The sequence below is a fragment of the Nocardioides sp. T2.26MG-1 genome, from assembly GCF_950101795.1.
GTDB lineage: Bacteria > Actinomycetota > Actinomycetes > Propionibacteriales > Nocardioidaceae > Nocardioides.
In genome coordinates, this window is record NZ_CATNLZ010000002.1 from 97,385 (window position 1) to 110,904 (window position 13,520).

The 13,520-nt window shown below is 72.3% G+C and carries 10 protein-coding genes; 9 read left to right on the forward strand and 1 reads right to left on the reverse strand.

The features are described 5' to 3' along the window. Window positions 1-13: 13 nt before the first annotated feature. Complete coding sequence (locus tag QQZ14_RS05365) at window positions 14-1,210, reverse strand: C39 family peptidase (RefSeq protein ID WP_284533187.1); 1,197 nt, start codon at window positions 1,208-1,210, stop codon at window positions 14-16. Window positions 1,211-1,232: 22 nt separating this feature from the next. Here QQZ14_RS05365 and cysS point away from each other — a divergent pair, with 22 nt between their 5' ends. The 9 genes from cysS to QQZ14_RS05410 all read left to right on the forward strand — a co-directional run bounded on the left by cysS (window position 1,233) and on the right by QQZ14_RS05410 (window position 13,516). Next, window positions 1,233-2,657: a cysteine--tRNA ligase gene (cysS, locus tag QQZ14_RS05370; RefSeq protein ID WP_284533188.1), complete on the forward strand. Its 1,425-nt coding sequence runs from the start codon at window positions 1,233-1,235 to the stop codon at window positions 2,655-2,657. Between the two features lie 66 nt (window positions 2,658-2,723). Then, window positions 2,724-3,668, forward strand: a complete 945-nt coding sequence (gene rlmB, locus QQZ14_RS05375) for a 23S rRNA (guanosine(2251)-2'-O)-methyltransferase RlmB (RefSeq protein WP_284533189.1) — start codon at window positions 2,724-2,726, stop codon at window positions 3,666-3,668. A 56-nt stretch (window positions 3,669-3,724) separates the two neighbouring features. Further along, a complete protein-coding gene (locus tag QQZ14_RS05380; protein WP_284533190.1) occupies window positions 3,725-5,212 on the forward strand; it encodes a metallophosphoesterase in 1,488 nt (495 codons plus the stop codon). A 112-nt stretch (window positions 5,213-5,324) separates the two neighbouring features. Beyond that, a complete protein-coding gene (locus tag QQZ14_RS05385; RefSeq protein ID WP_284533191.1) occupies window positions 5,325-6,770 on the forward strand; it encodes an ABC transporter substrate-binding protein in 1,446 nt (481 codons plus the stop codon). An 89-nt stretch (window positions 6,771-6,859) separates the two neighbouring features. Next, entirely contained in the window at window positions 6,860-8,314 is a 1,455-nt protein-coding gene (locus QQZ14_RS05390) for an ABC transporter substrate-binding protein (protein WP_284533192.1), read from the forward strand. A gap of 4 nt (window positions 8,315-8,318) precedes the next feature. Continuing rightward, window positions 8,319-10,361 (forward strand): branched-chain amino acid ABC transporter permease, encoded by a 2,043-nt coding sequence (locus QQZ14_RS05395; RefSeq protein ID WP_284533193.1) that lies wholly within the window; start codon window positions 8,319-8,321, stop codon window positions 10,359-10,361. Continuing rightward, window positions 10,348-11,169 carry an ABC transporter ATP-binding protein gene (locus tag QQZ14_RS05400; RefSeq protein WP_284533194.1) on the forward strand — a complete coding sequence of 274 codons (822 nt, stop codon included), beginning with the start codon at window positions 10,348-10,350 and terminating at the stop codon, window positions 11,167-11,169. Before QQZ14_RS05395 ends, QQZ14_RS05400 begins: the two co-directional genes overlap by 14 nt. Further along, window positions 11,166-11,873: an ABC transporter ATP-binding protein gene (locus tag QQZ14_RS05405; RefSeq protein WP_284533195.1), complete on the forward strand. Its 708-nt coding sequence runs from the start codon at window positions 11,166-11,168 to the stop codon at window positions 11,871-11,873. The genes QQZ14_RS05400 and QQZ14_RS05405 overlap by 4 nt, the downstream gene beginning before the upstream one ends. Next, complete coding sequence (locus QQZ14_RS05410; protein ID WP_284533196.1) at window positions 11,870-13,516, forward strand: choice-of-anchor P family protein; 1,647 nt, start codon at window positions 11,870-11,872, stop codon at window positions 13,514-13,516. Before QQZ14_RS05405 ends, QQZ14_RS05410 begins: the two co-directional genes overlap by 4 nt. The last annotated feature ends 4 nt before the right edge of the window (window positions 13,517-13,520 follow it).

Genomic DNA, 13,520 nt, shown 5'->3' on the forward strand with positions numbered 1-13,520 from the left:
GGCCGCCCCCGGGTCACCAGTTCCCGGGGCTGTTCGCCGGCAGCGGGTGGGCGTCGTCGGTGATCACGTAGACCGTGCCGCCGGAGGCGGGGACCCAGGCGTCCTCGAACTGCCCGCGGTCGTAGGTGCGCCGCACGCCGGCGCGGGTGGCGGCCGCCGGGTCGTTGACGACGACGTCGCCGGAGTCGGTGAAGCCGACGATCACCAGCAGGTGGCCGTCGGAGGACGAGATCGGGGCGCCGCTCAGCTCGCCGCGGCCGAACGCGATCGAGGCGACCAGCGGGATGCCGGCCGCGATGAACCGCTCCGCCTCACGCAGCGAGCGGAGCCGGGTGACGAACGCGTGCCCGGTGAGCGAGGCGGCGTAGGCGGTGTTGAAGGGCCAGTTGCCGGTGCCGTCGTAGTCGTAGTCGTAGGTCATCCGGGCCGCGTGGTCGACCCACGGGTCGACGTGGCCCGCCGGCACCCAGGAGTACGCCGAGGCCGGGGGCAGCGCGTCGTAGTAGCCGAGCACCATCGAGGTCGACGTCGGGGAGCACCAGGCCTCGCCGCCGCCGCCGTACTCCGCGTAGTCGCCGCGGTGCACCATCTGGGAGTAGCGCGGCACGTCGAGGACGACGCCGCGGGCGACCCCGGGGCGCGACGTCGCCACGTCGGAGGCGTCGGGCAGCAGCGAGGACATCGCGCCGACCGAGTCCACGGAGGGGGAGGCGGCCTGGCCCGCGGGCCGCGCGAGCGTCACCCGCAGCTGGTAGGCGGTGACCCCGGCGGGCGCCACCCAGGTGTCGACGTTGACCGACCCGAGGTCGTCGGCCTGGCCGGAGGCGGTGGTACGGCGTACCTTGCGGTCGCCGGCCGCCCACACGGCGAGCGTGTCCCAGCTCGACGACGTGGCGCCGGACCGGCCGCGGACCTCGACGGTGACCCGGCTGGCGCCGGGCGTGCGCGCCGACCACGACGCGATCAGGCGGGTGAGGGAGAACCCGGGCGTCGCCCAGGGCGAGGTCCACCGCCCGGTGTCGGTGTCCGCGACGAGCGCCAGCCGGCCGCGGGCCACCCGCAGCCCGTCGAGGGTCCCGGCCCGCAGCTCGGTGGGCGCGTCCCAGACCGTGTAGTCGATCCGCCGGGCCGGTGCCGCCTGGGCGGGCGACGCCAGCAGCGGGAGCACGAGGGCCGCGGCCAGCAGGATCGGGAATGTCAGTCGCCTCACCGAACAACTCTAGACTTGGCCGGTGACCATCCGGCTGTACGACACTGCGACCCGCGGAGTCCGTGACTTCGTCCCCCTCCAGGAGGGGAAGGCGGGCCTCTACGTCTGCGGTCTGACCGTGCAGTCCGAGCCGCACGTCGGCCACGTGCGCTCGGCCGTCAACTTCGACGTGCTCCAGCGCTGGCTGCGCCACCGTGGCTACGACGTGACGTTCATCCGCAACGTCACCGACATCGACGACAAGATCCTGGCCAAGGCCGCCGAGCGCGGCCTGCCCTGGTACGCCCACGCCGCGCGGATGACCCGCGAGCTCGACCGCGCCTACGCCGCGCTGAACGTCGCACCGCCGACGTACGAGCCGCTCGCGACCGGGCACGTGCCGGAGATGGTCGAGCTGATCACCGAGCTGATCGAGCGCGGCCACGCCTACGCGGCCGAGGACGGCTCCGGCGACGTCTACTTCGACGTGCAGTCGTGGCCGCAGTACGGCGAGCTGACCCGGCAGCGGATCGACGACATGGAGGCTGCCGAGGACGCGGACCCGCGCGGGAAGCGCGACCCCCGCGACTTCGCGCTGTGGAAGGGCCACAAGGAGTCCGAGCCCGCCACCGCCTCCTGGCCGAGCCCCTGGGGCCGCGGCCGTCCCGGCTGGCACATCGAGTGCTCGGCGATGGCCGGCAAGTACCTCGGCAGCGCCTTCGACATCCACGGCGGCGGGGTCGACCTGCGCTTCCCGCACCACGAGAACGAGCTCGCCCAGTCGCGCGCGGCCGGCCACCCGTTCGCGTCGTACTGGATGCACAACGCGTGGATCACCACTGCCGGCGAGAAGATGAGCAAGTCGCTCGGCAACTCGCTGGCGATCCCGGCGGTGCTGGAGACCTACCGCGGGATCGAGCTGCGCTACTACCTCGTGGCCGCCCACTACCGCAGCCACGTCGAGTTCAGCTTCGAGGCGCTCGACGAGGCCGCGGCCGGGTTCCGCCGGATCGAGCACTTCCTCGAGCGGGCCGCCGACGTGGTCGGCGAGATCGGCAGCGCGGGCATGCCCTGCGCCGACTTCGTCAACGCGATGGACGACGACCTCGGCACGCCGGCGGCGGTCGCCGCGATCCACGAGGTGGTCCGCGAGGGCAACCGGCTGCTGGCCGGCGGCGACTCCGCCGCGCTGCGCGGCAACGCCGCGTCGGTCCGCGCGATGCTCGCCGTGCTCGGCCTCGACCCCGCCGACCCGGTCTGGCAGACCGGCGCCAGCGGGCACGAGGAGCAGCTGACCGCGGCGGTCGACGCCCTGGTCTCCGAGCTGCTCGAGCAGCGGGCCGCGGCCCGCGCGACGAAGGACTTCGCGGCCGCCGACGCCATCCGCGACCGGATCAAGTCCGCCGGCATCCTGATCACGGACACCCCCGACGGCCCGACGTGGTCACTGGAAGCAGGAACGAAGTAATGGCTGGGGTCTCGATACGCCCGCTCGTCCCTCACGGGCTACTCGACCACCGAAAAGGACACTGACGTGGCTGGCAATTCCAAGCGCAAGGGCGCGATCAAGAAGACCGGCAAGGGGAACCCCACCGCGGGCTCCGGCGGCCGGGTCAAGCGCGGCCTCGAGGGCAAGGGGCCCACGCCCAAGGCCAAGGACCGCCCCTACCACCAGGCCTACAAGGCCGCGAAGCGTGCCGAGAAGTCCACCGGCGGCCGGCCACGCCGCAAGACCGGCACCGAGGCCGAGTGGGTCGCGGGCCGCAACTCCGTGGTCGAGGCGCTGCGCGCCGGGGTCCCGGTGACCGGCGTGTACGTCGCCGAGGGCGCCGAACGCGACGCCCGGCTGCGCGAGGCGTTCGCGACCGCGGCGGAGCGGGGCCTGAACATCCAGGAGGTCTCGAAGTCCGAGCTCGACCGGATGACCGGCGGGGCCGTCCACCAGGGCCTGGCCGCGCGGATCCCGCCGTACGAGTACGCCCACCCGGACGACCTCCTCGACGCGGCCTCCGCCAGCGGTGTGCCGCCGCTGATCGTCGCCCTCGACTCGGTCACCGACCCGCGCAACCTCGGCGCCGTGGTGCGCAGCGCGTCCGGGTTCGGCGCGCACGGCGTGCTGATCCCCGAGCGCCGCTCCGCGGGCATGACCGCGTCGGCGTGGAAGACCAGCGCCGGCGCGGCCGCACGGCTGCCGGTCGCCCAGACCGTCAACCTCGTGCGCCAGCTCAAGGCCTACCAGGCCGCGGGCTGCATGGTGGTCGGCCTCGCCGCCGACGGCGACGTCAGCCTGCCCGAGCTCGACCTGGCCGACGGGCCGCTCGTCGTCGTGGTCGGCTCGGAGGGCAACGGCCTCTCGCGGCTGGTCAGCGAGACCTGCGACCAGCTCGTGTCGATCCCGATGGCCAACCAGCTCGAGTCGCTCAACGCCGGTGTCGCCGCGTCGGTGGCGCTCTACGCCATCTCGGAGTCGCGTCGCTGACCGTCGGGCGGATCCCACGGGCCCTGGCGTACGTCGGGGTCTGGTCGGCCTGCGCGGTGCTCATCGGGCTGCTGCTGTTCCTCACCAGCAGCCGGTCGGTGGTGCTGGCGAGCCACGACGCGGTGATCCAGCCCAACTTCTCCGGCCACGCGGTGCTGCACACCGGTCCGGTGCTCCCCGACGTCCGGGTCGACCCACCCGGCTTCCTCGGCGTGGACATCCGGCTCGGCAAGACCGACGCCCGGTCGACCGACGAGCTGGTCCAGCGCTACGCCGCCATCGCCGGCCAGCCGGAGGGTCAGGTCGCGAAGGTCACCGGCGCCCTGCGCGACATGGCGATCAGCGCGGCCCTGCGCGGGGGCGTGCTCGCGCTGCCGCCGGTCGTGGGGTGGGTGCTGGTCGGCGCCGCCCGCCGACGTGAGCTGGCCAGCCGGGTGCACCCACCGCACGTGGCGCTCGGCGTCGTGGTCACCGTCCTGATCGGCCTCGCGCTGTGGCAGCCCTGGACCGGTGACGACGACGTCGTCGACGAGCACCGCGAGTGGATGCCGCTGGCGGAGTTCCTGGGGCCGGACGTGCCGCTTCCCGACGAGGCCGACGGCGTCGAGGTGAGCGGGGACGTCACGACCGTGCAGACCCGTCGGCTCATCGAGAGCGCGGTCGACACCTACGACACCAGCAAGTCGTTCTACGCCGACGCGGCCGACGCGGCGGCGGAGCTCGGGCTGCGCACCCCCGTCGAGGGGGACACCGTCGTCGCGTTCGTCTCCGACCGCCACGACAACATCGGCATGGACCCGGTCGCGCGGGCGATCGCCGACGCCGCCGGCGCCACCGCGGTCTTCGACGGCGGCGACGACACCTCCTCCGGCAACACCTGGGAGGCGTTCTCCCTCGACTCCGTCACCGAGGCGTTCGACGGCCTGGACCGCTGGGGCGTGGCCGGCAACCACGACCACGGCGACTTCGTCCACTCCTACCTCGCCGACCACGGCTGGACGATGCTCGACGGCGAGATCGTCGAGGGGCCGGGGGGTACGACGCTGCTCGGCGTCGACGACCCCCGCTCGAGCGGCCTGGGCAACTGGCGCGACGAGACCGGGCTCAGCTTCGAGGAGGTCGGCACCCGGATCACCGACGTCGCCTGCGCCGCCGAGGAGCGGGTCACCACGCTGCTGGTCCACGACGCCAACCTCGGAGACGAGGCGCTCCGCCGCGGCTGCGTCGACCTGGTGATCGGTGGCCACCTGCACGAGCGGAGCGGCCCCGAGCGGATCGTCGGGGAGAACGGCGAGGTCGGCTACAGCTACACGACCGGCACTGCCGGGGGAGCGGCGTACGCGATCGCGCTCGGCAGCAAGCCGCGCCGGCCGGCCCAGGTGAGCCTGGTGACCTACCACGGCGGGGAGCCGGTCGGGATCCAGTGGGTCACGCTGCAGACCGACGGAGACTTCGAGATCGGCAACTACGTGCCGCTGCACCTGCCGGAGAACCAGCCGGACATCGTGGAGGAGACCGACCAACCGGGACGGTCGGGGAACTGAGCCGAAGGGCTTCGGGCGTGCGCGAGCCGCCGGACGTGGCCTGCGTCACCTTCGGGGACATGTGTCGTTGAGCAGAACTGATACGTGTTCTAGAAATTGGTGGAGGGCCCCCTTGCTCCCGTTCCGTCGTGCCGTCGTGGTCCCGCTCTGCGCGCTCGTCGCGCTGGGCCTGGCCGCCTGTGGGTCCCAGCTCGATCCCGACACCGTGGCCCAGGTCAACGGCACGGCGGTGGGCCCGGACGGCCAGGTGGTCGCCGCCGACGGCGGCACGACCGGTCCGGACGGCTCGGTGCCCGATGCCTCGGGCGACACCGGGGGCGACGCGTCCACGACGGGTGGCTCGGACGCCACGACGACGGGCGGGGCGGACGGCGGCACCAAGGGCACCGGCGACAACTCGGCGACCGGCGGCACCAAGGCCGGCAGCTGCGACGGCTTCAAGAACCAGACCGGCATCACCGACGACACGATCACGATCGGCAACTCCTCCGACGTCTCCGGGCCGGTCCCCGGCCTGTTCGAGGCGAGCCAGGACGCGGTGCGCGCCTACGTCGCCTACTACAACGCGACCACGACCCTGTGCGGGCACAAGCTCGTGCTCAAGACCTACGACAGCCGCACCGACGCCGCCGCCGACCAGCAGGCCTACACCAAGGCCTGCGACGAGACCTTCGCGATGGTCGGGTCCATGTCGGCGTTCGACTCCGGCGGCGCCTCGACGGCCCAGGGCTGCGGCCTGCCGGACATCCGCTCCGCGTCGGTGACGTTCGACCGGCAGGCCTGCAAGACCTGCTACGGCGCCCAGTCCACGGTCGCCACCGAGTTCCAGAACGCGGTCCCCGACTTCGTCAAGAAGAACCACCCGGACGCCTCCGCGCACGCCGCGATGCTCTACATCAACGCCGGTGCCGCGTCCGAGAACGCCAAGACCCAGGTCTCCGCGATGGAGAACCGCGGGATGAAGTTCGACTACGTCCAGGGCATCGACATCTCGGAGTTCAACTACTCGCCCTACGTCCAGCAGATGAAGGACAAGGGCATCGAGTACGTCCAGATGATCGGCGCCTCCGCGCAGTTCGTCCGGCTGGCCGACGCCATGCAGCAGCAGGGGTTCAAGCCCGAGGTCTACATGCTCGACCCGACGGCGTACACCACCGAGTTCGTGAAGAACGGCGGCGACGCGGTCGAGGGCACCACGCTGTTCATCAACTTCACGCCGTTCGAGGAGGCCTCGAGCAACAAGGAGCTCCAGCTCTACCTGAGCTGGCTCCAGCAGGTGAAGCCCGGCGCCGAGCCGAGCTTCTTCGGCCTGTTCTCCTGGTCGGCGGCCCGCCTGTTCGTCGAGCGGGCGACCGCCCTCGGCGGCAAGCTCAGCAGGTCCACGCTGCTCGCCGACCTCGCGAAGGTCGACGACTGGACCGCCAACGGCCTGCACTCCCCGCAGCACGTGGGTCCGCGGCACACCGGCGAGTGCTGGCGCTTCATCCAGCTCCAGAAGGGTCGCTGGGTGCCGCTGGGCGGCACCAAGTACCTCTGCAGCGGCACCACCGGCAGCTGACCCGTGTCCCCATGTCGTGTGGCCTGCGTCACCTCGCCGACCGTGGGTCGTTGAGAGATGGAACGTGTTCTGGTCCTGGGAGGGAAACCATGCGTAGCCCGCTCCTCGTGCTCGCGGCCGGTGCGCTCTGCACCGCCCTCGCAGCCTGTGGCTCCCAGCTCGACCCCGACACGGTCGCGCAGGTGAACGGCACCACCTCCGGTGGCATCGCCGGGACCGCCGACGGCGCCACCGGCACCGAGGGCTCGACCGGCGGTGACCTGACCGGCGGCACCGGCGCCGGCACTGACAGTGGCACCGGCGGCAGCTCGGACTCCGGGTCGTCGGGCGGCTCCGGCGGCGGCCGTGACGGCGCCCAGGGCACCGGGGACAACTCCGCGACCGGGGGCACCAAGGCCGGCAGCTGCGACGGCTTCAAGGACCAGACCGGCATCACCGACAAGACGATCACGATCGCGAACGTCTCCGACATCTCGGGCCCGGTCCCCGGCATCTTCGAGTCGGCCCAGCAGGCGACCCGGGCGTACGCCGCCTACTTCAACTCGACCGACGACATCTGCGGCCGCAAGCTCGACGTGCAGCTGCTCGACAGCCGTGCCGACGCCGGGGCCGACCAGCAGGCCTACACCAAGGCGTGCGACGAGGCGTTCGCGGCCGTCGGGTCGATGTCGGCGTTCGACTCCGGCGGCGCCTCCGCGGCGCAGTCGTGCGGACTGCCCGACATCCGCTCCACGACGGTCACCCCGGAGCGACGCGACTGCTCGACCTGCTTCGCCGCCCAGGCGGTCGACCCGGGGCTGGTGCCCAGCGCGATGCCGCGCTACTTCCTCGGCAAGTACAAGGACGCCACCCAGCACGCGGCGCTGCTCTACATCAACGCCGGCGCCTCGCCGGTCAACTCCGCCGCGTTCCGGAGCGCCTGGGACAAGGCGGGCTGGAAGGTCGACTACTTCCAGGGCATCGACGTCTCGGAGTTCAACTACTCGCCCTACGTCCAGCAGATGAAGGACAAAGGCATCAAGCTGGTCGTGTACGTCGGCCCCTACCAGAACACCGTCAAGCTCCTCGACGCGATGAAGCAGCAGGGCTTCGACCCGGACGTGTTCCTCCAGGACTCCACGATCTACGACCAGCGCTTCGTCGACGAGGCCGGCGCCAACGGCGACGGCGTGTTCGCCTACTCCACCACGGGGATGTTCGACGACTTCAGCATCAAGGAGATGCAGCTCTACCGGTCCTGGCTGGACCAGGTGAAGCCCGGCGCGGTGCCCAACTTCTACGGCCTCTACGCGTGGTCGGCGGCCCGGCTGTTCGTCGAGCAGTCGGTGGCGCTCGGCGGCAAGCTCACCCGCGCGTCGCTCGTCGACGCGATGAAGAGCGTCAAGAACTGGACCGGCAACGGGCTGCACTCCCCGCAGCAGGTCGGCTCCAAGACCACGGCCAACTGCCAGTCCGTGCTGCAGCTCGACGGCGGCAAGTGGCGACGGGTCTCCTCCGGCAACTACATGTGCGCCCCGCTCATCGACAGCGGAACAGGGAGCTAGACCAATGTCCTCGATCCTCTCGTTCACGATCCTCGGCCTCTTCACCGGCGCCGCCTACGCGATCGCCGCCAGCGGCCTGGTGCTGACCTACACGACCACCCGCGTCTTCAACATCGCCCACGGTGCGTTCGGCATGGTCATGGCCTTCACGTTCTGGGACTTCAGCCAGCGCCAGCACATGCCCACCTGGCTGGCGCTCGTGCTGGTGCTCGGCGTGGTCGCCCCGGGCACCGGCTGGCTGGTGCAGCGGTTCGTGACCCGCGGCCTGGGCGAGGGCCCGGTCAGCGTCTCGCTGGTGGTCACCGTCGGCCTGTTCGTCGGCCTGATCGGCGTCGCGCAGTACATCTGGCCGCCGGCCCCGCGCACGGTGCCGCCGTTCCTCGCCGACGAGGGGCTGCAGATCGGCGGCACCTACGTCACCGCCCACCAGATCATCACGATCGCGCTGTCGGCGGTGGTCGCCGCCGCGCTCTACGTGCTGCTCAACCGCACCCGCATCGGCACCGCCATGCGCGCCTCCGTCGACAACCCGATGCTGTTGCGGCTCTTCGGCGGCAAGCCCGACCTGGTGGCCTCGCTGTCGTGGGCGATCGGGATCTCGCTGGCCGCGCTCGCCGGCATCCTGCTCACGCCCGTGATCGGCCTGTCCTACTACGACCTCACGCTGCTGGTCATCAACGCGTACGCCGCCGCGATGCTCGGTCGGCTCAAGAGCCTGCCGCTGACGTTCGTCGGGGCGATGGGGCTCGGCATCCTGCAGTCGTTCGCGGTCGCCTACCTCCCCTCCGAGGGCAACCTCGCCGGTCTCCGGGCGGTCGTGCCGGCCCTGTTCCTGTTCGTCGTGATCGTCGCGATGCCCCAGGCCCAGCTGCGCATCGGCCAGGTCAAGGGCATCGTGTCCGCGCCGCTGCCGACGCTCCCCAAGTCCCTGGGCTGGGGCGGCGGCCTGCTCGCCGGCGTCGCGGCCCTCACGGTCACGATGGGTGACGCCGACCTGCTGCTGGTCGGCACCGCCGCGACGTACGCGATGGTGATGCTCTCGCTGGTGCTGCTCACCGGGTACGGCGGCCATGTCTCGCTCGCGCAGTTCACGTTCGCCGGCGTCGGTGCGCTCGCCTACGCCAAGCTCGACGAGCCCAACCTGGTCGGGCTGTTCCTCGCCGCCGGCATCGCGGCGGCGGTCGGTGCGCTGGTCGCGCTGCCGGTGCTCCGCCTCACCGGGCTCTACCTCGCGCTCTCGACGCTCGCGTTCGGCGTGCTCATGGACAAGATGGTCTTCCAGGCCGACTTCGCGTTCGGCTACAACGGCACGCTGCGCGCCCAGCGGCTCTCGGTGCTCGGTCGCGAGTTCTCCTCCACCGGCGGCTACGTCCTGGTGATGACGGTGTTCTTCGTGCTGATGGCGCTGGCGCTGCTCCTGCTGCGCCGCGGCGTGCTCGGGCGGGTGCTGATCGCGATGCGCGACAGCCCGGCCGCGTGCGGCACGCTCGGGCTGGACATGCGGTGGTTCCGGGTCGGGCTGTTCGGCCTCTCCGCGGGCATGGCCGGCCTGGCGGGCGGCCTGTTCGCGGGCCTGCGCGGCACCATCGGCGCAGCCGACTTCCAGCTGTTCAACAGCCTGCCGCTGCTGCTGCTCGCGGTCGTGTGCGGCGTGACGTCGATGACCGGTGCCGCCCTGGGCGGGGTGGGACTGATGCTGCTGCCGGTGCTGCAGAGCTCGCGGCCCGAGCTGGCCGGCCTGGTGTTCGCGGTCCTCGGGTTCGGCGCGGTCGCGCTCGGCCGTGACCCCAACGGGCTGGCCAACCTGGTGTTCGGGCTCGGCCGCCGGCTCGACCGGCGCTTCGGCGACCGGGTCCGCGCCGCCGTGCCGGTGCTGCCGCTGCCGCGTCCGCGGGTCGAGGACGACAGCGCGACCGCCGTACCCCTCGCCGACCCGCTCTCCGGGGTGCTGATCGTGCCCGAGACCGACCCGCCGGCCGGCCACCGAGCCGCCGACGACCCCACCAGCGCCCAGCAGAAGGAGGTGCCCGCCCATGTCGCTCCTTGAGGTGGAGGACGTCGTCGTCCAGTTCGGCGGCGTGACCGCCGTCGACCACGCGAGCTTCGTGGCCGAGGCGGGCCGGATCACCGGCCTGATCGGGCCCAACGGCGCCGGCAAGACCACGTGCTTCAACGTGATCACCGGGCTCCAGCGGCCCAACCAGGGCAAGGTGCGCTTCGAGGGCCGGGCGATCACCCGGCTGCCGGTGCACCGGCGCTCGCGCCGGGGCATTTGCCGCACCTTCCAGCGGCTGGAGGCCTTCGGGTCGCTGACCGTGCGCGACAACGTGCGGGTGGCCCGGGACATCCACCGCGGCGTCGTGGGCCTGGTCCGTCCGGCCTCGGCCGACGTCGACGGGCTGCTCGAGCGGGTCGGCATCGCCGAGTACGCCGCCGAGCGCGCCGACTCGATCCCCACCGGCGTCGCCCGGCTGCTCGAGCTCGCCCGCTGCCTGGCCGCAGAGCCGAAGCTGCTGCTGCTCGACGAGCCCTCCTCGGGCCTCGACGAGTCCGAGACCGACGCGTTCGGCGAGCTGCTCGCCGAGCTCGCCGCCGAGGGCCGCGGCATCCTCATGGTCGAGCACGACATGGACCTGGTGATGTCGGTGTGCGACGACATCCACGTCCTCGACTTCGGCCGGGTGATCGCCTCCGGGTCGCCCACGGAGGTGCGCGCCGACCCGGCGGTGCAGAAGGCCTACCTCGGCTACTCCGACGAGCCGGCCGATCCCGCGCACGCGGCGGACCACACGCACGCCGACCTGCCGGCCGTCGAGCTGACCCAGGAGATCCGCCTGGAAGGAGCCCACAGATGAGCGTCCCGATCCTCGAGGTCGTCGACCTGCACGCGGCGTACGGCCGCATCGAGGTGCTCCGCGGGGTCGACCTGCGGGTGCCCAAGGGTGCCGTGATGGCGCTGCTCGGCCCCAACGGCGGCGGCAAGTCCACGCTGGTCAAGGTCATCAGCGGCCAGAAGCGGCCGACCTCCGGTGACATCCACCTCGGCGGCGTGCACGTGCAGGGCGCCAAGCCGGAGGAGCTGGCCCGGCTCGGGCTGTGCACGGTGCCCGAGGGCCGCTCGGTCTTCCCCAACCTCTCGGTCGAGGAGAACCTCACGCTGATGTCGTACGCCGGGGTCTCCGCGGACGCGGTCCTCGACACGGCGTACTCCTACTTCCCGCGGCTCCACCAGCGACGGCACCAGCTCGCCGGCACGATGTCCGGCGGGGAGCAGCAGATGCTGGCGATGTCGCGGGCGCTGGCCTCCGACCCGGCGCTGCTGCTGCTCGACGAGCTCTCGATGGGGCTGGCGCCCCTGATCGTCGACGAGCTCTACGACACCGTCGCGCAGATCGCCGAGAGCGGGGTGTCGATCCTGTGCATCGAGCAGTTCGCGCGCACCGCGCTGCGGGTGTCCGACTACGCAGCGGTGATGAGCGGCGGCCGGATCGTGGCCAGCGGCGAGCCCGCCGAAGTTCTTTCGACCATGGACGACGTGATCCTCGGAGGCGCAGCATGAACCGCACCCTCATCTCGATCTCGGCCGCAGCGCTCGTCGGCGTCGTTCTGCCGACGTCGGCGAGCGCCCCGGCCGCCGGGGACACCAAGCCCCCGTTCAGCGGCTACAGCTCGACCGCCTGGGCCGCCCCGGTGAAGGTCGAGATCTACGAGCCGACGATCCCGATCCCCGCGACGCCGCAGCTCGAGTTCGAGCTCGGCTACTCCAAGGTCGAGGCCGACTCCGGCAGCTCGCTGGGCCGGGCCAGCTGGCTGTGGCCCGGCGACTCGATCGGCGAGGGCGCCAAGACCGTGATCGAGAACCTCGGCCTGCCCGAGCAGCTCTCTGGACCGCTCGCCGCCCAGGGCTACCCGGTGCAGGTCAACGCCTCCCAGCCCTCCGGCGAGGGGTCGCAGGCCGACGAGCCGTTCCCGGGCACCGTGATGCGCGCCAACGCCGGGTCCAAGACCACGATCGCGCAGGTCGGGTTCTCCCCGGACGGACAGGTCGAGGACGGCTCGGGTGGCGACAAGAGCGGCGGCGCCGAGACACCCGGCATCCCCGGCCTCCCGGACATCCCAGGGCTCCCGGGCCTCCCCGGTGCGCCGGGCGCCGGCGGAGGCGACGTGCTCGAGCAGTTCGGCCAGGCGATCACCGGCTCCGCCGGGACCGGCGCGGCCGCCGACGATCCCGGGGCCGACCCGGGCATGCCCGGACTGCCGCCGGAGCTCGCCGCGCTCGTCGACGTCGAGGGCTACACGTCGTCGAGCAAGAACGTCGTCACCGCGTCGAAGGTCGTCACCACCGCCCGATCGGCCCTCGGTGACGTGTCCCTGCTCGGCGGCACGATCCAGCTCGACGGGGTCGTGGTCACCAGCACGAGCACCAGCAACGGCGCCAAGGGGACCTCGGCGGGCCGGGCGACGCTCGGCGGCATCACGATCGGCGGCCAGGAGTTCTCCTTCGGCCCCGACGGGTTCGAGGCCGCCGGCCAGCACACCGACATTCCCGGGCTGCCGGACGACGGCGCGAAGGCCCTCGAGCAGCTCGGCATCAAGCTCACGCTGCCCAAGCCCGGCCTGGAGAGGAAGGGCGACCAGGCCAGCAGCACGATGGCCGGCCTCGTGGTCGAGATCGACACCTCGCAGCTGCGCTCGCAGCTCGACGCCCTCCCGCTCGACGACATCATCGGCCAGCTCCCCAGCGACCCGCCCGAGCTCAAGAGCCTGCTCCAGGCGCTCGTCGGGCTCTCCCCGCGGATCGTGGTGACGCTCGGCAACGCCTCGACCGAGGTCGACACCGTGCAGGGTCTCGAGATCCCCACGGGCGACATCCCCGACAACGACCCCGGCGGCTCCGGCGCGGCCGGCGGGCCCGGTGGCGGCGGCGGGACCTCCGGTCCCGCGGCGGGTCCGCCGTCGGCCGTCGACCCGGGCGCCTCCGGCGACGCACCGTCCGCCGCCGGCGACCTCGGTGACGCGGAGCTCGCCGGCTCCGGCCTGCCGCCGCTGTACTCCATCCCCGGCGCGATCCTCGCCGGGAGCATCGCCTTGGCCGCCGTCGGCGGCTCCTGGCTCCGCAAGATGGGCGCGATCGCGCTCGGTGGCTCCGGCTCCTGCACGCACGGCCTCGACAGCGGCCTGCCCGACCTCCGAAAGGCCTGACCAT